The organism is Nonomuraea sp. NPDC050153 (assembly GCF_044460125.1).
Taxonomy (GTDB): Bacteria; Actinomycetota; Actinomycetes; order Streptosporangiales; family Streptosporangiaceae; genus Nonomuraea.
Window position 1 is genome coordinate 17,647 of record NZ_JBITJQ010000040.1, and the last position, 20,473, is coordinate 38,119.

Genomic DNA, 20,473 nt, shown 5'->3' on the forward strand with positions numbered 1-20,473 from the left:
GGGCTGAGCTTGGAGGCAGCTACTCGAGCCGGGTGAACCACGGGCTCCGAGGGCTGCCTCCAAGTCATGTACCGGAGGGCTTGTATGGGCCGTTATGTCATCAGGCGCTTGATCCAGGCGATACCCGTCCTGCTCGGCGCCACCCTACTTATCTTCATGATCGTCTTCGCGCTGCCAGGGGACCCCATCGCGGCGTTGTTCGGAGACAAGCGCCCGGACCCCGCGATCGCCGAGGTCCTGCGCGAGCAGTATCACCTCAACGATCCGCTGCTGCTGCAGTACTGGTATTACATCAGCGGCGTGCTTCTCCACGGTGACTTCGGAGTGAACTTCGCCGACGTCCCCGTGTCCCAGGTCATGGCTGGCAAGTTCCAGGTCACCCTGAACCTCGCGCTGACCGCCCTCGTGATGGAGGCGCTCATCGGCGTCGGTCTGGGTCTGTGGGCGGCACTGCGCCGCGGCAGGGCCATCGACACCGCGATCCTCGCCTCCACGCTGCTGCTCATCTCGGTGCCCACGCTGGTGACCGGCTTCGTGCTGCAACTGGTGCTCGGCGTGAAGCTCAAGTTGTGGACGGGGCTGGACATCTTCCCGGTCGCGGGCACGTTCGCGGGCTGGCGCAGCTATCTGCTGCCCGGCTTCGTGCTCGCGGGAACGTCGATCGCGTACCTGACCAGGCTGACCAGGACCAGCCTGGTGGAGACGCTGAGAGCGGACTACATCCGCACCGCCACCGCCAAGGGTCTGTCGAGACGGCGCGTCATCGGCAGGCACGGGTTGCGTAACGCGCTGATCCCGCTGGTCACCTATCTGGGTGCCGACCTCGGCAACCTGATGGGCGGCGCGGTGATCACGGAGACGATCTTCAATCTTCCAGGGATTGGAAATCAGCTCTTCCAGTCGGTTTACTTGCGAGAACAACCGGTTGTCGTGGGAATCATCACCGTCCTGGTGCTGATCTACATCCTGGCCAACCTGGTCGTCGACCTGTTGTACGCCGTGCTCGACCCGAGGATCCGTTATGAGTAACCCAACCCCGCCGCCGGGGCCCGGGCTCCCGGAGACGCAGACACTGGTCACGGACACGGTTGCCGCCCCGGCGCCCGCGCAACAGGGCAAGAAGGGCAAGGAGGGCAAGCCCGCGAGCCTGTGGAGCGACGCCTGGTACGACCTCAGGCGCCGGCCGATGTTCATCGGGTCAATGATCATCATCCTGATCCTGCTCGTCATGTCGTTCTGGCCGTCGCTGTTCACCTCGATCGACCCGTTCAACGCCAGGACCTGCGACCTGGCCACGGCCAGGCAGGCGCCCAGCGCCGGCCACCTGTTCGGCAAGGACAGCCTGGGGTGCGACGTCTTCGCCAGGACGATCTACGGCGCGCGCAACTCGATCGTGATCGGTGTGTTCACCACGGTCATCACCACGCTGGTCGGCGGTCTGCTCGGCCTGGTGGCCGGCTTCCGGAGCGGTGTGGTCGACACGGTGTCCTCGCGGCTCACCGAGATCTTCTTCGCCATCCCCCCGGTTCTCGGCGCGCTGCTGATCGGCGCCACCTTCCGCGGCCGGGCCAACAGCATCCTGCTGGTCATCCTCGCGCTGGCGGTGCTCGGGTGGCCGATGACGTTCCGCATCATGCGGGCGGCCGTGATCACCGCGAAGAACCAGGACTTCGTGGTCGCGGCCAGGGCGCTGGGAGCGGGAGCGGGGCGGATCATGTTCCGCCACCTGCTGCCCAACTCGCTGGCGCCGGTCATCGTCGTGGCCACGATCAACCTGGGCGGCTTCATCGCCGCCGAGGCCGCGCTCTCGTTCCTGGGCGTGGGCGTGCAGTCGCCGGACATCTCATGGGGCCTGATGATCGCCGACGCGCGCATCAGATTCCTGGAGGCGCCGCTGCCGCTGGTGTTCCCGGCCGTGTTCCTCAGCATCACGGTGCTGGCGTTCATCATGATGGGCGACGCCGTACGCGACGCGCTCGACCCGAAGCTCAGGTAGAAGGGGGGATCAAGTGAAGAAGACGTCAACGGATGTGTTGCCCGCCGAGGGAGGGCTGGGCGACCAACCGCTGCTCGCGGTCGACGACCTGCACGTGGAGTTCCGTACGCGTGCCGGGGTCGTGCGCGCGGTCAACGGCGTGAGCTACACGGTCAGCCCCGGTGAGACGCTCGCGGTGCTGGGCGAGTCGGGTTCCGGCAAGTCCGTGACCGCCCAGGCGATCATGGGCATTCTCGACATGCCGCCGGCGGTCATCCCCAAGGGGGAGATCCGCTTCAAGGGCACCGACCTGCTCAGGCTGTCGGAGGAGGCGCGCACGCAGGTGCGCGGCCAGCGCATCGCGATGATCTTCCAGGACGCGCTCTCCGCGCTCAACCCGGTGTTCACCGTGGGCTGGCAGATCAGCGAGATGTTCCGGGTGCACCGCGGCCTGTCCAAGCGCGACGCCATGAAGAAGGCCGTCGAGCTGATGGACCGGGTCCGCATCCCGGCCGCCAGACAGCGCGTGAACGACTATCCGCACCAGTTCTCCGGGGGCATGCGCCAGCGCATCATGATCGCGATGTCGATCGCGCTGGACCCCGAGGTGCTGATCGCGGACGAGCCGACCACGGCGCTCGACGTGACCGTGCAGGCCCAGATCATGGAGCTGCTCGCCGAGCTGCAGCGCGAGAGCCAGATGGGCCTGATCCTGATCACGCACGACCTCGGCGTCGTGGCCGACGTGGCCGACAAGATCGCCGTCATGTACGCGGGGCGCATCGTGGAGAACGCCCCCGTGCACGACATCTACAAGGGTCCCGCGCACCCGTACACGAAGGGCCTGCTGGAGTCGATCCCCCGGGTCGACCACAAGGGCCAGGACCTGTACGCGATCAAGGGCCTGCCGCCCAACCTGCTTGACCTGCCGACCGGCTGCGCGTTCCACCCCCGGTGCCCCTACCGGCAGGACGACTGCGTGACCGACGTCCCCCCGCTCCACGAGATCAGCGGCACCCGAGGTAGCGCGTGCCACTACTGGAGGGAGGTCCTCGATGGCGATAGGTGAGCGCATCCTCGAGGTACGCGACCTGGTCAAGCACTTCCCGCTGACCCAGGGCATCATCTTCAAGCGGCAGATCGGCGCGATCAAGGCCGTCGACGGCGTCTCGTTCGACCTGCACAAGGGCGAGACGCTGGGCATCGTGGGCGAGTCGGGCTGTGGCAAGTCCACCCTCGCCAAGGTGCTGATGGCGCTGGAGCGGCCCACCTCGGGCTCGGTGCTGATCAACGGGCGTGACATCGGCAAGGCCAAGGGCGGCGAGCTCAAGCGGATGCGCCGCAACATCCAGATGGTGATGCAGGACCCCTACACCTCGCTGAACCCCCGGATGACCGTCGGCGACATCATCGGCGAGCCGTTCGAGATCCACAGTGAGGTGGCGCCGCGCGGCGACCGCCGCAAGAAGGTGCAGGAGCTGCTGGAGGTCGTCGGGCTCAACCCCGACCACATCAACCGCTACCCGCACCAGTTCTCCGGCGGACAGCGGCAGCGCATCGGCATCGCCCGAGGGCTGGCGCTCCAGCCGGAGATCATCGTCTGCGACGAGCCGGTCTCGGCCCTGGACGTGTCCATCCAGGCGCAGGTGATCAACCTGCTGGAGCGGCTGCAGAACGAGTTCGACCTGGCGTACATCTTCATCGCGCACGACCTGTCGGTGGTGCGGCACATCTCCGACCGGGTGGGCGTGATGTACCTGGGCAAGTTCGTGGAGCTCGGGAAGGACACCGAGATCTACGACAAGCCCGCGCACCCGTACACGCAGGCGCTGCTGTCGGCGGTGCCGGTGCCCGACCCGGAGGGCCGGGAGCAGCGGGAGCGGATCATCCTGCAGGGCGACCCGCCGTCCCCGGCGAACCCGCCGTCGGGATGCCGGTTCCGTACGCGGTGCTGGAAGGCGCAGGAGATCTGCGCCGAGGAGGAGCCGCTGCTGCAGATCCGGCCGGGTACCGGGCACGAGAGCGCCTGCCACTTCGCGGAGACGCACGACGTGGTGCACGTGGGCTGACGCGCCTCCGAAGACCCTCCGAGGGAGCTCCCCCGGAGGGTCTTCGCGTTTCTACGTCGTCACGATGAGGGCCGAGCCGTGGCCGAAGAGGCCCTGGTTGGTGGCCAGGCCGACGCGGGCGGCGGGCACCTGGCGGTCGCCGGCCCCGCCCCGCAGCTGCGTGGTCAGCTCGCAGAGCTGGGCGATGGCCTGGGCGGGGATCGCCTCGCCGAAGGAGGCCAGGCCGCCCGAGGGGTTGACCGGGATCCGGCCGCCGAGCGCCGTCTCCCCGTCGCGCAGCAGCTTGGTGGCCTCCCCGGGCGGGCACAGGCCGATGTCCTCCATCCAGTCCAGCTCCAGGGCCGTGGAGAGGTCGTACACCTCCGCAAGTGAGACGTCCTCAGGTCCCACCCCCGCCTCCTCGTACGCCGCGTGCGCGATCGCGGCCCTGAAGGGCCTTTCAGGGGCGGGTACGGCGGCGCGGGAGTCGGTGGCGAAGTTCGGCAGCTCCAGGATCGTGTTGGGGAAGGTCGGGGTGACGGTGGAGACCGCGGCCAGGCGCACCGGCGCCCGCAGGCCCCGGCGGCGGGCGTAGGACTCCGAGGCCAGGACCACCGCCGCGCCCCCGTCCGAGGTGGCGCAGATGTCCATGAGGTGCAGCGGGTCGGCGACCACGGGCGAGGCCAGCACCTCCTCGGCGGTGACGGGCTTGCGGTAGCGGGCCATGGGGTTGAGCGAGCCGGCCAGCGCGTTCTTGACCTTGACGGCGGCGAAGTCGGCCGGGGTCGAGCCGTGCACGGCCATGCGCCGGCGGGCGTACAGGGCGAAATAGGCGGGGTTGGTGGCGCCCAGCAGGCGGAAGCGGAGCCAGTCCGGGTCGTCGGGGCGGTCGCCGCCGACCGGTTTGAAGAAGCCCTTCGGGGTGGAGTCCGCCCCGATCACCAGCGCCACGTCGCACAGGCCCGCCAGGATGCGGGTGCGGGCGATGTCCACGGCCTGGGCGCCTGAGGCGCAGGCCGCGTAGCAGGAGGCGATCCTGGCGCCCGACCAGCCGAGCGCCTGCGCGTAGGAGGCGCCCGCGACGAACCCGGGGTAGCCGTTCCTGATCGTGTCCGCCCCGACCACGAACTCCACGTCGGTCCACGCCACCCCGGCGTCCCGCAGGGCCGCGCGGGCGGCCGCCACGCCGTACTCCAGGAAGGGCCTGCCCCACTTGCCCCACGGATGCATCCCGACACCCAGCACCACCACGCTCACAGCGCCTCCTTCGTCGGCGCTGTGAGCGTGGCACTGCTGTGCTTATCGGTTCGTTCGCTTCGCTCTCTCACGGCCCGCTCCCACATCCACACCAGAGGACCGTCGGACAGCGGCCCGGCGGTGAGCGTCAGCTCCATGCCCACTTCGAGCTCGTTCACCGTGAGGCCCCTGACCTGGCCGAGCACCACGATCCCCACCTCGTCGAGCTCGACGGCGGCCAGCGTCACCGGCACGTACGGCTCCGCGGCGACGTACGGGGCGGGGGGTGGGTAGCAGGCGTTCGTGTAGGACCACACCCTGCCGCGGCGGGGGAGCCGGACGGTCTCCGTCGAGGTCCCGTCGCAGTGCGGGTTGGGGCAGAGGCCGGTCCTGGGCGGGAAGGTGACGGTGCCGCAGGTCGCGCATCTGGTGCCCAGGAGGAAGACGCCGTCCTCGTCGACGGCGAACCAGCCCTCGATCGCTAACGTCATGCGGCCAGTATCGCACAAGCGCTTGTTCGGGTGGAGGGCTGGGGACAAAGCCTGGTGGGGGAGGGCTGCGGGGGCGGGGTCAGGGGCGGCGTTTGCGACGGTGGCGGACGAGGACGCGGGCCGACATCGCGGCCGCCAGCATCACCATGCCCGCCACCACCGGTCCCCGGGAGGCGGGCGGAGGGCCGTCGCCGAAGTACGGGCCGGTGCGGGCGCGGCCGGAGCCGGGCAGGTCCAGGCGGGCGGCCTCGCGCAGGGCGAGCAGGGCGTTGGCCACCCCGTGCCCGTAGGCGGGGCTGTGGCCGTCGGCCGGCTGCCGCCTGGTGCCGAGCTCGATGGCCGTCCGCACGTGGTACGGCGACAGGGCCGGATACGCCGACTTGACCAGGGCCGCGAGGCCCGCCACCATGGCCGCCGCCGAGCTGGTGCCGTCGCTCACCACGTACGAGTCGCGCGCGTCGGCCGTGACGATCTCCGTCCCCGGCGCGACCACCGAGAGGTAGTCCTGCCTGTTGGAGAACGCGGCCACCCTCAGCTCCCGGTCCACCGCCCCCACGGCGATCACCCCGGGGTAGGCGGCGGGGAAGTTCTTCCTGTTGGCCGTGCCGCCGTCGTTGCCCGACGAGGCCACCAGCACGGCGCCCCGCGCGATGGCGTACTGGATGGCCTCCTCCTCGGAGGGCGAGCCCTCCCACGTGCCGCTGCCGCCGCCCAGCGACATGCTGATCACGCCGGCCCCGTGGTCGACGGCGTACCGGATGCCCTTGGCCAGCGCGTCGCGCCCGCCGGAGCGCTGCTGCTCGCGCAGCGGGTCGCCGTTCTCCAGCGTGACCCGGATGGACATCACCCTGGCCGCGGGCGCCACCCCGATCACGCCGCCCCTGTGCTCGTCGCCGTGCCCGCGCCCGGCGATCAGGCTGGCCATGGCGGTCCCGTGCCGCCCCCACAGGCCCTTGGCCGTCCCGGTCAGGTCGGGGCCCTGGATCACGGCGCCCTCCAGGTCGGGGTGGCGGCCGTTCACGCCGGTGTCGAGGACGGCGACGATCACGCCCTCGCCCCTGCTCGTCCGCCACGCCTCGGGCAGGCGCATCGCGGCGAGCTGCCACTGCCCCGCCCGGGCGGCCTCGCCCACGTCGTCGGTGGCGCTCGCCGGGACGGTCCCCACCACCAGCGCGGTGATGAGGACGGGGACGGCGAGCCTGCTCATCGGGTCAGCGTCCGGTGCAGCTCCGCGGCGAGCTGCCGCGCCGTGGCGCGCAGCCGGGGCACGACGCGGTCACCCGGCTGGTACGGCCGGCCGTCGGCGTACCCGGCGGCCGTCGCCACCACGTAGCGCTCGTCGGACCTGAGCACCACCCCGGTGAAGTACTGCCGCCGGCCGAAGCGCTCGGCCGGCCCCTGGGGGAAGGCCACCGGCAGCACGGTCGCGGGCCGTCCCGCGCGGTAGTAGCCGCGTCCGGGCGCGTCGAGCACGGCGATGCCCACGGTGGCGACGAACGTCTGCGTGCTGTCGGCGTACGTGGCGCGCAGGGCCACGTGGCAGCCCCGCCGGACGGCGGCGGGCTGGAACGCCGCCCGGCAGGGCGCCTCGGGGGCGACCCCGGCGAGCACGTACGTGACACGTGCCCCCGACGGGCTGACCCCGGGCACGGTGGCGGGGAAGATCTGCGAGACGGGCCACGCGCGCCAGCGCTCTGACACGGGCGGCTCCGGCGCGGGCCAGATCGCGGACAATATGGAGAGCAGCACAACCGACAGCTGGTACACGTCGACCTCGGGAGGGGAGGAGAGGGGACGCCCGCGCGTTGCATTCTGACACGTGCCCGCTGATTGTTTCCGACGCTTCGGTAAACAGACCGATACGCGGAGTAATTCCGATCTGTGTGCTTTCGTACTAAGAAGTAGGCGCAAGTCGGACATGCGCGCCAGGCGGGAGCCCCAGCCGCTGCGCTGCGTCACCGGAGTTGACCGCGATCGCGATCAGCCCCGCCGAGTCGGCGAACGCCACCAGCTCCCCGGGCGGCACCGCCGCGAACGTCTCTCGGTACGGCAGCGCGAGCTGCCGCCGGCCCAGCCAGACCCCCAGCGTGTCGCCCACCCGCACGCCCAGCGTGTGCAGGTCGCCGGCCGCGATCGAGAGCTGGGTGTTGCCGTAGCGGTCGACCGAGACGACCTCGCCCTCCACCGAGCCCTCGCGCAGCAGCGAGGTCGGCTCCGGCAGCGTGACCAGCCGGCCGATCGGCACCTCCGGCCCCAGGTCCGACGGTCTCAGCCCGCCGCACAGCCGCCCGGCGACCGGCGAGAAGACGTCGCGCCCGTGGAAGGTCGGGGAGACCGGCCGAAGGAAGTGCTCCTCGTTGCTGATCGCGTAGGCGGCCTCGGCGCCGCCGCTGGCGCGCACGGCCCACGACAGCACCCCGTTGTCGGGGCCGATGAACACCCGGCCGCCCGCCTCGACGGCCACCGCGCGCCGGGCACCGCCCGCACTGGGATCGACCGCGCCGATGTGGATGCCGACGGGGAGGTACGGGATGGTCTGGGCGAGAACCGCCGCGCCACGCCGTACATCACCCGAGGGGATCAGGTGGCACACGTCGATCACCCGTGCCTCCGGGGCGATTCCGGCGATCACTCCGTGACAAGCCGCTACATAGCCATCTTCGAGCCCATAGTCGGTGAGGAGCGTGATTACTGAGGTCACATTTCGTGACTGTACGTCTCTCAATACGCCGTGAACAGCCGCACTCCGCACATTACGATTGGCCACGGGCCGCGTGCGTGCGGAGTCGTCGCGCGCCCCTTTCCCGAGGAGGACACCATGGGAGCACCGCTCAGCGGTGACAATGCTGCCCAGGAAGCGTCCGGCCAACCCCTCTCAGAACGCGATCTCGAACTCCTCGCCTTCGAACGCCAATGGTGGCGGTACGCGGGCGCGAAGGAGCAGGCCATCAAGGAGAGCTTCGGGTTCTCCGCCACCCGCTACTACCAGTTGCTCGGCGAGCTGATCGATCGGCCGGAGGCGCTGGAGCAGGATCCCATGCTGGTCAAGAGGCTGCGCAGGTTACGGTCCACCCGTCAGCGCGACCGCGCGGCCAGGAGACTCGGCATGCGTCCCTGACCGGCTGGGTAAAGCAGCCGCGTGAAGAACATCCCTGGAATGAAAGCGATCCTGGACGATCCGGCCGGCGCCGTGATCGGGCTCGACTTCGACGGGACCCTGTCGCCGATCGTGCCCGATCCCGCCGAGGCCGTGATCCATCCGAAGGCGTCGGCGGTGCTGGCCGAGCTCGGCGCACACGTCCTGGCGGTGGCCATCGTGACAGGCCGGCCGCCGGCCACCGCGCTGGCGCTCGGGCCGGGCCTGGCCGACGTGCCCGGGCTGGTCGTGCTCGGGCACTACGGCTTCGAGCGCTGGGAGGCCGGGCGGATCTCCGGCCCGCCGCCGCCTCCGGGCGTGCTCCAGGCCCAGGCCGAGCTGCCGCTGCTGCTCGACTCGCCGGGCCTGGAAGGCGTCACCGTCGAGGACAAGGGCCGGGCGGTGGCCGTGCACACCAGGCGCAGCCCCGACCCGGAGGGCGCGCTGGCCAGGCTGCGCGAGCCGCTGGCCAGGCTGGCCGAAGAGCACGGCCTGGTGGTCGAGCCGGGGCGCTTCGTGCTGGAGCTGCGGCCGCCGGGCATGGACAAGGGGCAGGCGCTCAGCCTGTTCCTGGCGGAGCGGGCCGCCAGGTCCGTCATGTTCGTGGGCGACGATCTCGGCGATCTGGCCGCGTTCGAGGCCGTACGCGCCTCGGGGCTGCCCGGCGTGACCGTGTGCAGCGGCTCCGCCGAGGTCACGAAGCTGGCCGAGCAGGCCGACATCGTGGTGGACGGGCCCGACGGCGTCGTCGCGCTGCTGGCGGAACTCGTGGCGGCTTTCAGCCGTTCGTGACCGGGCTGCAAGTCGCGCTCTCTAGGGTCGGGCGCATGCACAAGCGATACCTCGCCGCCGCGGCCGTGGCCGCGGTCACCCTCCTCGCGACCGCCCTGCCCGCGCACGCCGCGCCCGCGCAGGCGGTCAAGCTGCGGCACGGCCTGACCCTCTACGTTCCGATCAAGTGGAAGGTCTACCGCCACGGCGCCGACCAGGTCCAGATCGTGACCGGCAAGTGCGCCAAGCCCAGCGGCTGGGGGACGCCCGAGTGCGACGCCTTCTACGTCTTCGGCCCCAAGTACATCAAGATCGGCGCCGAGGGGTTCGGCCCGTACACCGGCAAGAACCCCTTCTACACGGCCAGCGACGTGCAGCCGTGCCCGTCCAACCGCAAGTGGGGCGAGCACATCGGCCCGACGGTCACCAGGGGCCTGCGCCAGGTCGGGGCGGGGCACAAGGCCGCCTACAACGCGTGGAAGTCGACCTGCGTCAGCTACTCCGGTGCGAAGGTCCTGGCCCGCTTCACGCAGCGCGAGTGGTATCTGCCGAAGAGCAAGATCCTCGTCGTGGACCAGTGGAACACGCCGGGGCTGTCCGACACGCTGGAGAACGCCGACTGGAACTGACCGCGCTCAGATCTCGTCCAGCGCGTCGAGCTGGGCCGCGAGCCACTTCTGCGGCGGCAGGGCGGTGGCCGCCGCGTGCAGCTTGTCGCGCCGCATGCGGCGCTCGTCCTCCGGCATGACGAGCGCGGCGTGCAGCGCGGCGGCCGTGCCGCTGATGTCGTACGGATTCACCACGAGCGCGTGCGGGCCCAGCTCGGCCGCCGCCCCCGCCTCGCGCGAGAGCACGAGCGCGCACCTCGTGGACAGGATCGGGCCCTCCTTGGCGACCAGGTTCATCCCGTCGCGGATGGGGTTGACCAGCAGCACGTCGGCCATCCGGTACGCGGCCAGCGAACGCGGGTAGTCGTCGTTGACGTTGAGGATCAGCGGGTCCCAGTCCTCGGTGCCGTACTCGTCCTCGATCTCCTGCGCGCAGCGCAGCACCGACGCGGTGTATTCGCGGTATTCGGGAAGGTCGTGCCTGCTCGGGTACGCGAACGCCAGATGCACCACCTTGCCGTGCCACTCGGGATGGGCGGCCAGGAACTCGCGGTAGGCCACCAGGCCGCGCACGATGTTCTTCGACAGCTCGGTGCGGTCGATGCGGACGATCAGCCGGCGGTCGCCCACCTGCTCCCTGAGCGCGATCATGTGCGACTCGACGTCGGGCTCGACGGCGCGCTCCCACAGCGCGTCGCCGTCGACGCCGAGGCTGTGCACGCCGATGCGGGTGGTCCTGCCCTCATGGGTGACGCTGCGCCCCACGCGGTCGACCTCCGCGCCGAGCAGCGCCTCGCAGCAGTCCATGAACGCCAGCGCCCACCTGTCGGCCAGGAACCCGGCGTGATCGGCGCCCAGGATGCCTTCCAGGACCTCGCCGACCACCTCGTCGGGCAGCAGCGAGAAGTATTCGGGCGGCGCCCACGGGGTGTGGCTGAAGTGCGCGATGCGCAGGTCCGGCCGCTCGGCGCGGAGCATGGCCGGGGTCAGCGTCAGGTGGTAGTCCTGCACCATGACGCGGGCGCCGTGGCCGGCCTCCTCGGCCAGCGCCAGCGCGAACGCGCCGTTGTAGTCGCGGTAGGACTCCCACTCGCGCTCGAACCTCGTGCCGAAGTTCGGCGAGTTGGGGATGTCGTAGAGCAGGTGGTTGACGAACCACAGGGTGGAGTTGGCCACGGCGTTGTAGGCGCGGTGGAAGGTCGCGGGCGGGATGTCGAGCATGCGCAGCGGGCCCGTGTCGTATCCGGCGTGGTCGATCCGGCCGCCGGGCACCAGGCGCACGGCGCTGCGGTCGCCGTCGGACAGCGCCGCGCACACCCACAGCACGCGGTCCTTCCTGGCCACCTCGGACAGCGCCGAGACCAGGCCGCCGCCACCGCGTTTCATGGTCAGCTCACCGTCGTCCGAGACGGTAAAAGAAACGGGTCCTCTGTTGGAGGCCACCAGGACGCTGTTCATCTACGCTCCCTTCGCCCATAGGATCCCAGCTATGGCGCTAGATGAGCTAACCGAGGAACTCGCCCGCTCGGCCGCCGGAGGAGATCATCGCGCACTTGGCGAGCTCCTGGCGCGGATCGAGCCCGATGTGATGCGGCACTGCGCCCGGATCCTCCCCTATCACCAGGACGCCGAGGAAGCCTCCCAGGACACGTTGCTGGCCGTGGCGCGCAACATCGGCCGGTTCGAGGGCCGGGCGCGGTTCAGCACGTGGCTGCACATCGTGACGGCCAACTGCGCGCGCACCACGTACAGGTCGCTCAAACGGCGGGCGGCCGAGCAGACCTCCGACGAGTTGCCCACGCAGAAGCCCGACGTGGCGCGGGTGAGCGTGATCGCGGGCTCGCGGCTCGACCTGCTCGACGCGATGGAGGCGCTGGAGGCCGACAAGCCCGACCTGGCGCAGGCGCTGGTGCTGCGCGACATCGTCCAGCTCGACTACAACGAGGTGGCCGAGCAGCTCGGCATCCCGCTCGGCACCGCCAAGTCGCGCATCCATCAGGCCCGCAAATACGTGCAGGGAGTGCTGGGTGATGATTATCGCTGAGACGCCGCGTCCCGCATCCTGAGACAGGTGGCCATCCCGGCCTCATGGGCGGGTAGAGTCCATTTCAACAACTGCATATTGCTCATCCAGAGGGGTGGAGGGACCGGCCCTGCGAAGCCCCGGCAACCCTCCCGGCTTGAGACTCGCGACCTGGCGAGGCCGACCGGGACAAGGTGCCAATTCCGGTCTGCGGTCAAGGTGGCCGCGGGCGAAGATGAGGGAAGGCCTCGCTTCATGTCGCTCGACTTTGGTCCTGCTGTCGGTCTGTCCTGCCGTGAGTGCGGCACGCGTTACCCGCTCGGTCCGAGCTTCGCGTGTCTGGAGTGTTTCGGGCCGCTCGAAGCGGCCTATTCCTTCGGCGAGGTGACCCGTGCCGACATCGAGTCGGGTCCCGCCAACATCTGGCGTTACCGGTCGTTGCTCCCGGTGCCGGTTGACGTCGCCAGTAAGCCCAATATGAACCCCGGTTGGACCAAACTGGTCAAGGCCGGAAACCTCGGGCGCGCGCTGGGCCTCAAGTCTCTGTACGTGAAGGACGACTCGGGCAACCCCACCCATTCCTTCAAGGACCGGGTCGTCGCCATCGCCGTCGAGGCGGCGCGTAACTTCGGCTTCCACACCCTTTCCTGCTCCTCCACGGGCAACCTCGCGGGCGCGGTCACCGCGGCGGCGGCGCGCGCCGGGCTCGAGGCGTGCGTGTTCATCCCCGCCAACCTCGAAGCTGCCAAGATCGCCATGGCTCGCGTGTTCGGCGGCAAGCTGATCGGGATCGACGGCACCTATGACGAGGTCAACCGGTTCTGCTCCGAGCTGATCGGCGACCCGCTGGGCGACAAGTGGGGGTTCGTCAACGTCAACCTGCGGCCCTACTACGCCGAGGGCTCCAAGACGCTCGCGTACGAGATCGCCGAGCAGCTCGGGTGGCGGTTGCCCGAGCAGATCGTCATCCCCATCGCCTCCGGCTCGCAGCTCACGAAGATCGACAAGGGCTTCCGCGAGCTGGTGAAGCTGGGGCTGGTCGAGGACACGCCGTACAAGGTCTTCGGGGCGCAGGCGGCCGGGTGCTCGCCGGTCTCCACCGCGTACAAGGCGGGGCACGACGTCGTACAGCCGGTCAAGCCCGACACCATCGCCAAGTCGCTGGCCATCGGCAACCCGGCCGACGGGCCGTACGTGCTCGACATCGCCCGGCGCACCGGCGGGGCCGTCGAGGACGTCACGGACGCCGAGATCGTGGCCGCGATCAAGCTCCTGGCCTCGACGGAGGGCGTCTTCGCCGAGACCGCGGGCGGGGTGACCGTGGGCGTGCTGAAGAAGCTCGTTGAGAGCGGGCGGCTCGACCCCGAGGCCGAGACCGTGGTCCTCAACACCGGCGACGGCCTCAAGACGCTCGACGCGATCAGCGACGACGCCCAGCCCACGGCCGTGATCCGGCCCTCCCTCGACGCGTTCCGCGCGGCTGTCTGACAACCAGGAAAGGCAAGTTAAACCATGAGCGTTTCGGTGCGGATTCCCACCATTCTGCGCACCTACACCGGGGGCAACGCCGAAGTCAGTGGCGAGGGCGCGACTCTTCGTGACGTCCTCACCCAGCTCGACTCCGACTACCCGGGGATCGGCGCGAGAATTCTGGATGAATCGGGCAAGATTCGTCGTTTTGTCAACGTTTACGTTGGGGAAGAGGACGTCCGTTTCGCCGACGGGCTGGACACTCCGGCACCTGAGGGCACTCAGATCTCAATCATCCCGGCCGTAGCCGGCGGCTGAGTGCCATAGATCACACCTGAGAAGGCGCCCCTAGTGGGCGCCTTCTCCATTTCCAGGCCAAATGAAACGTTGAACCGCCTTCGATGCGAAGAAATGCGTCGTTTGCAGATTGACTCTGTTGCCAAACCCCGTGCCACAGGTATGGTCGAGGGCGATCGTCTGGCTGATTTTCCGTTAAGTCGGGCGATAACGGGTCTCGCGGAGGAATGGGTGAGATCTGAAAGTCCAGTAAGAGGAGTCGGAAGTGGCGCAGGGCACCGTCAAGTGGTTCAACGCGGACAAGGGCTACGGCTTCATCGCGGTAGACGGTGGTAAGGATGTATTCGTCCATTACTCAGCGATCATGATGGACGGGTACCGATCTCTCGAACAGGGGCAGCGCGTCGAGTTCGAGATCACGCAGGGCCAGAAGGGACCTCAAGCGGAGTCCGTCCGCGCGGTCTGATACACCCCCCTGGTATGCACCGGCGGGGATCGCACGGCAACGCAGTCCGGGCGAACCCGCCACCTTTCTCTCGTCGACTCGATCACGGCGAGCCGCGTTGAGGCGGCTCGTCGTGGGTACGGATCCCGCTACCTGCGGTGGCCTGGACGCGGCTCTTCGCAGGTACGGGGTCCCGCCGCCACCGCCGACGGACGGCCGGGCACGGCCCGCCACGCAAGCCGATACGGGGAGGAAAGCCCCGGTAGGAGGCTTCTCGCTTGCACTCGGCAGGGTAGAGTGCTAAACAGTTCGTTGGCACTCTGTGCAGCAGAGTGCCAATACTCGGATCGGGACGATGGGGTCTGCCGCAGGAGATGCTGACCCATGCCGTCGCGGGCGTCGGCTCGGTCCACGACAAGCCACCCTGCATCTGGGAGGTCTAGCCTTATGGCAGCCAAGATGATCGCGTTTGACGAGGACGCCCGGCGCGGTCTCGAGCGCGGTATGAACCAGCTCGCCGACGCCGTCAAGGTGACCTTGGGGCCCAAGGGCCGTAACGTCGTGCTGGAGAAGAAGTGGGGCGCCCCCACGATCACCAACGACGGTGTCTCCATCGCCAAGGAGATCGAGCTCGAGGACCCGTGGGAGAAGATCGGCGCCGAGCTGGTCAAGGAAGTCGCCAAGAAGACGGACGACGTCGCCGGCGACGGCACCACGACCGCCACCGTGCTCGCCCAGGCGCTGGTGCGCGAGGGTCTGCGTAACGTCGCCGCGGGCGCCAACCCGATGGGCCTGAAGAAGGGCATCGAGGCCGCGGTCGAGCGCGTCAGCGAGGAGCTCTCCAAGCTGGCCAAGGACGTGGAGACCAAGGAGCAGATCGCCTCCACCGCCTCCATCTCCGCCGCCGACCCCGAGATCGGCTCGCTCATCGCCGAGGCGATGGACAAGGTCGGCAAGGAAGGCGTCATCACCGTCGAGGAGAGCAACACCTTCGGCCTGGAGCTTGAGCTCACCGAGGGCATGCGCTTCGACAAGGGCATGACGTCGATGTACTTCGTCACCGACTCGGACCGCATGGAGGCCGTGCTCGAGGACCCGTACATCCTGATCGTCAACAGCAAGGTCTCCGCCAACAAGGACCTGCTGCCGCTGCTCGACAAGGTCGTTCAGTCCGGCAAGCCGCTGTTGATCATCGCCGAGGACATCGAGGGCGAGGCCCTGGCGACCCTGGTCGTCAACAAGATCCGCGGCCTGTTCCGCTCCGTGGCCGTCAAGGCCCCGGGCTTCGGCGACCGCCGCAAGGCGATGCTCAACGACATCGCCATCCTGACCGGTGGCCAGGTCGTCGCCGAGGAGGTCGGTCTCAAGCTCGAGAACGCCACCCTCGACCTGCTCGGCCGCGCCCGCAAGGTCGTGGTGACCAAGGACGAGACGACGATCGTCGACGGCGCCGGTGACGCCGAGCAGATCTCCGGCCGGGTCAACGAGATCCGCGCCGAGATCGACCGCACCGACTCCGACTACGACCGCGAGAAGCTCCAGGAGCGTCTGGCCAAGCTGGCCGGCGGCGTGGCCGTCATCAAGGCGGGCGCGGCGACCGAGGTCGAGCTGAAGGAGCGCAAGCACCGCATCGAGGACGCCGTGCGCAACGCCAAGGCGGCCGTCGAGGAGGGCATCGTGCCCGGCGGTGGTGTGGCGCTGCTGCAGGCCGGTGCCAAGGCGTTCGACAAGCTGGAGCTGTCGGGCGACGAGGCGACGGGCGCGGCGATCGTGCGCAAGGCGCTGGAGGAGCCGCTGAAGCAGATCGCGGTCAACGCCGGCCTTGAGGGCGGCGTCGTGGTGGAGCGGGTTCGCAACCTCACCCCGGGTGAGGGCCTGAACGCCGCTTCCGGCGAGTACGTCAACATGTTCGAGGCGGGCATCCTCGACCCGGCCAAGGTGACGCGCTCGGCGCTGCAGAACGCCGCCTCCATCGCGGCGCTCTTCCTGACGACCGAGGCCGTCATCGCGGAGAAGCCCGAGAAGACCCCTGCCGCTCCGGCCATGCCGGGCGGCGGCGACATGGACTTCTAGGTCTTTTCTTCGCCGTTCATACGAAGAGCGGCCCGGTTTTCCGGGCCGCTCTTCTTTTCGTTTCTCAGCCATTACGTTTCATAATTGATCCGCTACTCCGGGTGAGGAAGGGTGGTGATCACAGACCTCAACGAAGGAGTAGAGGATGTTTTCCCGCAGCAAGCGTATTTTCGGCATCGCCATTCTGAGCGTGGCCGCGGCCACCGCCGTCGCCGTGCCCGCCCACGCGAACGCGCCTCTCACCAACGCCATCGCCGGTGAGCTTCCGGTCCAGCTCCTGAGCAAGGTGCGGGCGCCGCTCTGTCTGCCCATGGGCGCGCTGGCCGGCCAGACCAAGCTGAATATCCCGCTCGTCGACTCGCTGCTGCCGCAGCTCGAGGGAAGCTGCTAGGGCCTAGGGCTCAGCCGGCGCTTGTCGCGCTTCATGGTCTCTCGGACGCCCCGCCCTTCCACGGCGGGGCGTCTCCCTTTTCCCGGCGGGCCCGCCGCGCCTTCTGGTGGGCCCCGCCGCACCTTTTGTCGGGCCTGGCCCGTCGGGCCCGGTACACCTTCTGCTGCTTTTGCCGGGCCCGGCGCACCGCCCCCTGGAGGGCGGTGCGGCCGCGGGCGCGGTCAGGTGCTGTAGGTCGGGACGATGTGGCCGCGGGCCAGGGTGTTGGCGGTGATGTTGAAGCCCACCACCGCCGGGCTGGCGTCGCTGTGCACGCCCAGCTTGTCGACCCCCAGGGCGTGCACCGTGAAGACGTAGCGGTGCGGGGCGCCGGGGGGCGGGGCGGCGCCGCCGAACTCCTTGGTGCCGTAGTCGTTGCGGGCGTGAACGGCCCCCGCGGGCAGGCCCTTGAACTCCGGGCCGGTGCCCGCGCCCGCCGGCAGCTCGGTCACCGAGGCCGGCAGGTCGAACAGCACCCAGTGCCAGAAGCCGCTGCCCGTGGGGGCGTCGGGGTCGTAACAGGTGACGGCATAGCCGCGGGTCTCGGCGGGCGCGCCGGACCAGCGGAGGTGCGGCGAGCGGTTGCCGCCCGTCATGCCCCAGTCGTTGAAGACGTGGAGGTCGTTCAGCCGCTCGCCGTCCTGGATGTCGTCGCTCTCGACCACGAGCGCGGGAACCGACGGCAGGTGTTCATGTGGAAGCGGTGCTGGCACGGCATCCTCCTAGGTTGAGAGCTCCTTGCTCAGCCATCCTAGAAGCGGTCGTGCCCGCCGACGATCAGCCGCCGGGTCCCGCCGGTTCAGGTCGTCAGCTCGGCCGGCAGCGGCTTGTCGTGCAGCACCGTCAGGGACGTCACCGCACGGGTCAGCACCACGTACAGCCTGGCCAGGCCCCTGGGTTCGGCCGCGACGATGTCCGCGGGCTCCACGACGACGACGTGGTCGTACTCCAGACCTTTGGCCAGGGTCGCGGGGACGATCAGCAGGCGGTGCTCCTCGGCCGAGTCGGGATCGAGCACGGCGTGGGGGAGGCCGGCCAGCGCGCGGGAGACGTCGGCGATCAGGGCGTCGGGGACGATGACGCCGATGGAGCCCTCCTTGGTGAGGGCTTCGGCGGCGGCCTCGGCGACCGAGCCGCCGGGGCGCACGGCGAGCGAGCCGAGGCCGGGGCGCAAAGAGCGCGGCGCGGCCAGCTCGGGGGCGATGGAGGGGAGCAGCCGGGCGGCGTAGTCGAGGACCTCGCGCGGCACGCGGAAGCCGAGTGTCAGCTCCGTCACCTCGCCCTCGCGCTGGCCCAGGTGCTGGAGCACCGACTCCCACGAGCTGGTCGACCATGGAGTCGTGCCCTGGGCCAGGTCGCCCAGAACGGTGGCGGAGCCGTTGCGGCAGCGGCGGCCGAGCGCACGCAGCTGCATCTCGGAGAGGTCCTGGGCCTCGTCCACCACGAGGTGGCCGAGGGACGGGGTGCGCTCCATCAGGTCGCGGAGCTCGTCCAGGAGCGCGGCGTCCGCGGCGGACCATTTCGCGGACTTCCAGCCCCGGTACGGCTTCCGCCAGATAAGCATTTCTTGCTCATCAGGCGACAAATCGGATTTTGCGGCCTTTGATAGGAATTCTGGGTCGGAAAGGAGGCGGTAAAGGACTTGCTCCGGCGTTAGTTTGGGCCAGACCGTATCCACGAGCTGTTTCACCGGTTTCGACCGGGCCACGGCGTCCTGCACCCGGTCGTCGGGCGATTCGCCGCGCTGCTCCATTCGTACCAGCACCATGTGGGCCAGCCGCTGCGCGAGCGCCGCCCGGCCCGGGTTGTAGCGCGTGGTGCCGCGCAAGGAGGCCACGATCTCGCGTACCTCGTAGTCCGCCACCCGGAAGCGGTAGGCGCCCTTGGTGAACACCACGCCGTCCTCGGGTTTGACGATGTGCAGCCAGAGCGCGCGTTCGAGCACCGCCGCCATCCTGGCGTCGCCCTTCACCGCCGCCACCATCGGCTCCTCCGCGGTGGCGTACTCGCCGAGCAGCCCCGCCACCGTGGTCTGGTCGACCTTGACCTCGCCGAGCGCGGGGAGCACCGAGGAGATGTACGACAGGAATGCCCGGTTCGGGCCGACGATCATCACGCCCGACCTGGCGAGCCGCTCGCGGTGGGTGAACAGGAGGTACGCCGCCCGGTGCAGGCCCACGGCGGTCTTCCCGGTGCCGGGGGCACCCTGCACGCACACCGTCTGGGCCAGGGTGGAGCGGACGATCTCGTCCTGGTCCGGCTGGATGGTGGCGACGATGTCGCGCATCGGGCCGGTGCGGGGGCGCTCGATCTCGTCGGTGAGGATCTTCGACGGGCCGATCTCGCTGCCCTCGCCCAGCGGTTCGTCCTCGAACGCGGTCAGCGCGCCACCGTGGTACCCGAAGCGGCGCCGCCGTACGACTCCCATGGGTTCGGCGGGGCTGGCTTGGTAGAACGCCCGCGACACAGGGGCGCGCCAGTCGATGACCAGGGGCTTGCTGCCGCCGTCGTGCACGTGGCGGCGGCCGACGTAGATCGTGCCGGGGAGGTCGTCTCCCGCCCCCCGGTCGAGGCGGCCGAAGAACAGCGGGGTGTCGGGATGGTCGGCCAGCGCGGCCACGCGCTGGTCGAGGAGGGACTGGAGGATCTGCTGCGACACCCAGTCACCCGCCGCGTCCGCGGACAGCGACTGGGCATGTGCGCGCATCGCCTTGAGCGCGGCCCTGGACTCGGCCAGGTGGGCCTGCTCGGAGGCCAGCACGTCGGAGGGTATGTCGGGGGCCAACTGGTGTCCGGGCATGCGAAAGTGCCTCCCTTGGTCGGGAACGGAGGTGGTAAGGCAGCGAATCGGCCAGTCTAGTGGCGGGGTCGGGTGGCTTCCAAAGCATTTACCCGTGGCCCGACCACGCGTCCTTGCGCACTCCCCGCTCCCGCCCGGCCGGCCGCATCGGGGCAGGGGAGTGGCGTTGATCGCCGCGGCGGGGTACGTCGGCGGCTGCGGAGGACCGGCCGGTAGCGGGGTCGGGGGCGAGTAGCGGTCTTCGGGGTGGGGTAGGCATAGGTGATGGCGCGGATCCAGCTGCGTTTTTCGCCGATCATTCCCACGATCGCGAGCTTCCTGCTCGCCGCCCTCTGGTCGTTGTCCGTGTTCGCGGGCTGGGGGATGGAGGCGTTCTGCGAAGGCGGCGAGTCCGCTTCGACCTGCTCGCAACGTCTTGGTACGGTCTCCACGGTGTCGGGGCTGTTCGCCGCGCTCGCCGCCTGCTGCACGGCAGCCGCCTGGCTCGTCCCGTGGTCCAGACAGGAACCGCGCACGTTCGGGCGGATCATGGGCGCGGGAGTGGTCGCCTGGGTCGTCGCGGAGGGCGTGTTGTTCCTCGGCGGCATGATGGCGCGGTAGGGTGCGCCGACCGCTCGAATCCCTACGATCCGTAACAACCCGGAAATACCGAAAAATTCGGGCATATCAG

Annotated in this window: 22 protein-coding genes and 1 riboswitch; of the genes, 14 read left to right on the forward strand and 8 right to left on the reverse strand. The window is 69.6% G+C overall.

Annotated elements, in window-relative coordinates; translation table 11 throughout:
- Nucleotides 1-84: 84 nt before the first annotated feature.
- From ACIBQ1_RS52815 to ACIBQ1_RS52830, 4 genes are read left to right on the forward strand one after another with little or no spacing between them, the layout of a single operon-like run.
- Entirely contained in the window at nucleotides 85-1,029 is a 945-nt protein-coding gene (locus ACIBQ1_RS52815) for an ABC transporter permease (RefSeq protein ID WP_397290042.1), read from the forward strand.
- A complete protein-coding gene (locus ACIBQ1_RS52820) occupies nucleotides 1,022-1,996 on the forward strand; it encodes an ABC transporter permease (RefSeq protein ID WP_397290044.1) in 975 nt (324 codons plus the stop codon). Before ACIBQ1_RS52815 ends, ACIBQ1_RS52820 begins: the two co-directional genes overlap by 8 nt.
- A 13-nt stretch (nucleotides 1,997-2,009) precedes the next feature.
- A complete protein-coding gene (locus tag ACIBQ1_RS52825; RefSeq protein ID WP_397290046.1) occupies nucleotides 2,010-3,044 on the forward strand; it encodes an ABC transporter ATP-binding protein in 1,035 nt (344 codons plus the stop codon).
- Entirely contained in the window at nucleotides 3,031-4,044 is a 1,014-nt protein-coding gene (locus ACIBQ1_RS52830) for an ABC transporter ATP-binding protein (protein ID WP_397290048.1), read from the forward strand. Before ACIBQ1_RS52825 ends, ACIBQ1_RS52830 begins: the two co-directional genes overlap by 14 nt.
- Nucleotides 4,045-4,095: 51 nt before the next feature.
- On the opposite strand, the gene ACIBQ1_RS52835 is transcribed toward ACIBQ1_RS52830, so the two are convergent.
- From ACIBQ1_RS52835 to ACIBQ1_RS52855, 5 genes are all read right to left on the reverse strand, one after another.
- The gene (locus ACIBQ1_RS52835) at nucleotides 4,096-5,253 is read right to left on the reverse strand and encodes a lipid-transfer protein (RefSeq protein WP_397290199.1); all 1,158 of its coding nucleotides are present in this window, start codon (nucleotides 5,251-5,253) and stop codon (nucleotides 4,096-4,098) included.
- Between the two features lie 23 nt (nucleotides 5,254-5,276).
- Nucleotides 5,277-5,750 carry a Zn-ribbon domain-containing OB-fold protein gene (locus ACIBQ1_RS52840; RefSeq protein ID WP_397290050.1) on the reverse strand — a complete coding sequence of 158 codons (474 nt, stop codon included), beginning with the start codon at nucleotides 5,748-5,750 and terminating at the stop codon, nucleotides 5,277-5,279.
- Between the two features lie 79 nt (nucleotides 5,751-5,829).
- Nucleotides 5,830-6,957 carry a S8 family serine peptidase gene (locus ACIBQ1_RS52845; protein WP_397290052.1) on the reverse strand — a complete coding sequence of 376 codons (1,128 nt, stop codon included), beginning with the start codon at nucleotides 6,955-6,957 and terminating at the stop codon, nucleotides 5,830-5,832.
- Nucleotides 6,954-7,451, reverse strand: a complete 498-nt coding sequence (locus tag ACIBQ1_RS52850) for a hypothetical protein (protein ID WP_397290054.1) — start codon at nucleotides 7,449-7,451, stop codon at nucleotides 6,954-6,956. The genes ACIBQ1_RS52845 and ACIBQ1_RS52850 overlap by 4 nt, the downstream gene beginning before the upstream one ends.
- Nucleotides 7,452-7,644: 193 nt before the next feature.
- Nucleotides 7,645-8,451, reverse strand: a complete 807-nt coding sequence (locus ACIBQ1_RS52855; protein WP_397290056.1) for an S-adenosyl-l-methionine hydroxide adenosyltransferase family protein — start codon at nucleotides 8,449-8,451, stop codon at nucleotides 7,645-7,647.
- A gap of 117 nt (nucleotides 8,452-8,568) precedes the next feature.
- On the opposite strand from ACIBQ1_RS52855, the gene ACIBQ1_RS52860 reads away from it, so the two are divergent.
- The 3 genes from ACIBQ1_RS52860 to ACIBQ1_RS52870 are packed head-to-tail and all read left to right on the forward strand — an operon-like array spanning nucleotide 8,569 to nucleotide 10,286.
- Nucleotides 8,569-8,868: a DUF3263 domain-containing protein gene (locus ACIBQ1_RS52860; RefSeq protein WP_397290058.1), complete on the forward strand. Its 300-nt coding sequence runs from the start codon at nucleotides 8,569-8,571 to the stop codon at nucleotides 8,866-8,868.
- A 39-nt stretch (nucleotides 8,869-8,907) separates the two neighbouring features.
- Nucleotides 8,908-9,678, forward strand: a complete 771-nt coding sequence (gene otsB / locus ACIBQ1_RS52865) for a trehalose-phosphatase (protein WP_397290060.1) — start codon at nucleotides 8,908-8,910, stop codon at nucleotides 9,676-9,678.
- Nucleotides 9,679-9,713: 35 nt separating this feature from the next.
- Complete coding sequence (locus ACIBQ1_RS52870; RefSeq protein ID WP_397290062.1) at nucleotides 9,714-10,286, forward strand: hypothetical protein; 573 nt, start codon at nucleotides 9,714-9,716, stop codon at nucleotides 10,284-10,286.
- A 6-nt stretch (nucleotides 10,287-10,292) separates the two neighbouring features.
- Here ACIBQ1_RS52870 and ACIBQ1_RS52875 read toward each other — a convergent pair whose 3' ends face one another.
- Nucleotides 10,293-11,723 (reverse strand): trehalose-6-phosphate synthase, encoded by a 1,431-nt coding sequence (locus ACIBQ1_RS52875; protein WP_397290064.1) that lies wholly within the window; start codon nucleotides 11,721-11,723, stop codon nucleotides 10,293-10,295.
- Between the two features lie 31 nt (nucleotides 11,724-11,754).
- Here ACIBQ1_RS52875 and ACIBQ1_RS52880 point away from each other — a divergent pair, with 31 nt between their 5' ends.
- The 6 genes from ACIBQ1_RS52880 (at nucleotide 11,755) to ACIBQ1_RS52905 (ending at nucleotide 16,964) form a co-directional block, all read left to right on the forward strand.
- Entirely contained in the window at nucleotides 11,755-12,309 is a 555-nt protein-coding gene (locus tag ACIBQ1_RS52880; RefSeq protein ID WP_319719563.1) for an RNA polymerase sigma factor, read from the forward strand.
- A gap of 79 nt (nucleotides 12,310-12,388) precedes the next feature.
- Nucleotides 12,389-12,530: riboswitch (SAM riboswitch) on the forward strand.
- A 13-nt stretch (nucleotides 12,531-12,543) separates the two neighbouring features.
- Entirely contained in the window at nucleotides 12,544-13,776 is a 1,233-nt protein-coding gene (gene thrC, locus ACIBQ1_RS52885; protein ID WP_397290066.1) for a threonine synthase, read from the forward strand.
- 24 nt (nucleotides 13,777-13,800) lie between these two features.
- Nucleotides 13,801-14,076, forward strand: coding sequence for a MoaD/ThiS family protein (locus ACIBQ1_RS52890; protein WP_397290068.1), 276 nt, complete (start codon nucleotides 13,801-13,803; stop codon nucleotides 14,074-14,076).
- A 244-nt stretch (nucleotides 14,077-14,320) separates the two neighbouring features.
- A complete protein-coding gene (locus ACIBQ1_RS52895) occupies nucleotides 14,321-14,521 on the forward strand; it encodes a cold-shock protein (RefSeq protein ID WP_068927743.1) in 201 nt (66 codons plus the stop codon).
- Between the two features lie 426 nt (nucleotides 14,522-14,947).
- Nucleotides 14,948-16,573, forward strand: coding sequence for a chaperonin GroEL (groL, locus tag ACIBQ1_RS52900; protein WP_397290070.1), 1,626 nt, complete (start codon nucleotides 14,948-14,950; stop codon nucleotides 16,571-16,573).
- A 145-nt stretch (nucleotides 16,574-16,718) separates the two neighbouring features.
- The gene (locus ACIBQ1_RS52905) at nucleotides 16,719-16,964 is read left to right on the forward strand and encodes a hypothetical protein (RefSeq protein ID WP_397290072.1); all 246 of its coding nucleotides are present in this window, start codon (nucleotides 16,719-16,721) and stop codon (nucleotides 16,962-16,964) included.
- Between the two features lie 221 nt (nucleotides 16,965-17,185).
- Here ACIBQ1_RS52905 and ACIBQ1_RS52910 read toward each other — a convergent pair whose 3' ends face one another.
- Both ACIBQ1_RS52910 and ACIBQ1_RS52915 read right to left on the reverse strand, forming a co-directional pair.
- Nucleotides 17,186-17,716, reverse strand: a complete 531-nt coding sequence (locus tag ACIBQ1_RS52910; protein ID WP_397290074.1) for a YbhB/YbcL family Raf kinase inhibitor-like protein — start codon at nucleotides 17,714-17,716, stop codon at nucleotides 17,186-17,188.
- A gap of 86 nt (nucleotides 17,717-17,802) precedes the next feature.
- Nucleotides 17,803-19,803, reverse strand: a complete 2,001-nt coding sequence (locus tag ACIBQ1_RS52915) for a HelD family protein (RefSeq protein WP_397290076.1) — start codon at nucleotides 19,801-19,803, stop codon at nucleotides 17,803-17,805.
- A 264-nt stretch (nucleotides 19,804-20,067) separates the two neighbouring features.
- Here ACIBQ1_RS52915 and ACIBQ1_RS52920 point away from each other — a divergent pair, with 264 nt between their 5' ends.
- A complete protein-coding gene (locus tag ACIBQ1_RS52920) occupies nucleotides 20,068-20,403 on the forward strand; it encodes a hypothetical protein (protein WP_397290078.1) in 336 nt (111 codons plus the stop codon).
- The last annotated feature ends 70 nt before the right edge of the window (nucleotides 20,404-20,473 follow it).

Coding starts and splice junctions, on each gene's coding strand:
- ACIBQ1_RS52815 (WP_397290042.1), top strand. CDS start 85: ATGGGCCGTTATGTCATCAGGCGCTTGATCCAGGCGATACCCGTCCTG.
- ACIBQ1_RS52820 (WP_397290044.1), top strand. CDS start 1,022: ATGAGTAACCCAACCCCGCCGCCGGGGCCCGGGCTCCCGGAGACGCAG.
- ACIBQ1_RS52830 (WP_397290048.1), top strand. CDS start 3,031: ATGGCGATAGGTGAGCGCATCCTCGAGGTACGCGACCTGGTCAAGCAC.
- ACIBQ1_RS52835 (WP_397290199.1), bottom strand. CDS start 5,253: ATGCATCCGTGGGGCAAGTGGGGCAGGCCCTTCCTGGAGTACGGCGTG.
- ACIBQ1_RS52840 (WP_397290050.1), bottom strand. CDS start 5,750: ATGACGTTAGCGATCGAGGGCTGGTTCGCCGTCGACGAGGACGGCGTC.
- ACIBQ1_RS52845 (WP_397290052.1), bottom strand. CDS start 6,957: ATGAGCAGGCTCGCCGTCCCCGTCCTCATCACCGCGCTGGTGGTGGGG.
- ACIBQ1_RS52860 (WP_397290058.1), top strand. CDS start 8,569: ATGGGAGCACCGCTCAGCGGTGACAATGCTGCCCAGGAAGCGTCCGGC.
- otsB (WP_397290060.1), top strand. CDS start 8,908: ATGAAAGCGATCCTGGACGATCCGGCCGGCGCCGTGATCGGGCTCGAC.
- ACIBQ1_RS52870 (WP_397290062.1), top strand. CDS start 9,714: ATGCACAAGCGATACCTCGCCGCCGCGGCCGTGGCCGCGGTCACCCTC.
- ACIBQ1_RS52875 (WP_397290064.1), bottom strand. CDS start 11,723: ATGAACAGCGTCCTGGTGGCCTCCAACAGAGGACCCGTTTCTTTTACC.
- ACIBQ1_RS52880 (WP_319719563.1), top strand. CDS start 11,755: ATGGCGCTAGATGAGCTAACCGAGGAACTCGCCCGCTCGGCCGCCGGA.
- thrC (WP_397290066.1), top strand. CDS start 12,544: ATGTCGCTCGACTTTGGTCCTGCTGTCGGTCTGTCCTGCCGTGAGTGC.
- ACIBQ1_RS52890 (WP_397290068.1), top strand. CDS start 13,801: ATGAGCGTTTCGGTGCGGATTCCCACCATTCTGCGCACCTACACCGGG.
- groL (WP_397290070.1), top strand. CDS start 14,948: ATGGCAGCCAAGATGATCGCGTTTGACGAGGACGCCCGGCGCGGTCTC.
- ACIBQ1_RS52905 (WP_397290072.1), top strand. CDS start 16,719: ATGTTTTCCCGCAGCAAGCGTATTTTCGGCATCGCCATTCTGAGCGTG.
- ACIBQ1_RS52915 (WP_397290076.1), bottom strand. CDS start 19,803: ATGCCCGGACACCAGTTGGCCCCCGACATACCCTCCGACGTGCTGGCC.
- ACIBQ1_RS52920 (WP_397290078.1), top strand. CDS start 20,068: ATGGCGCGGATCCAGCTGCGTTTTTCGCCGATCATTCCCACGATCGCG.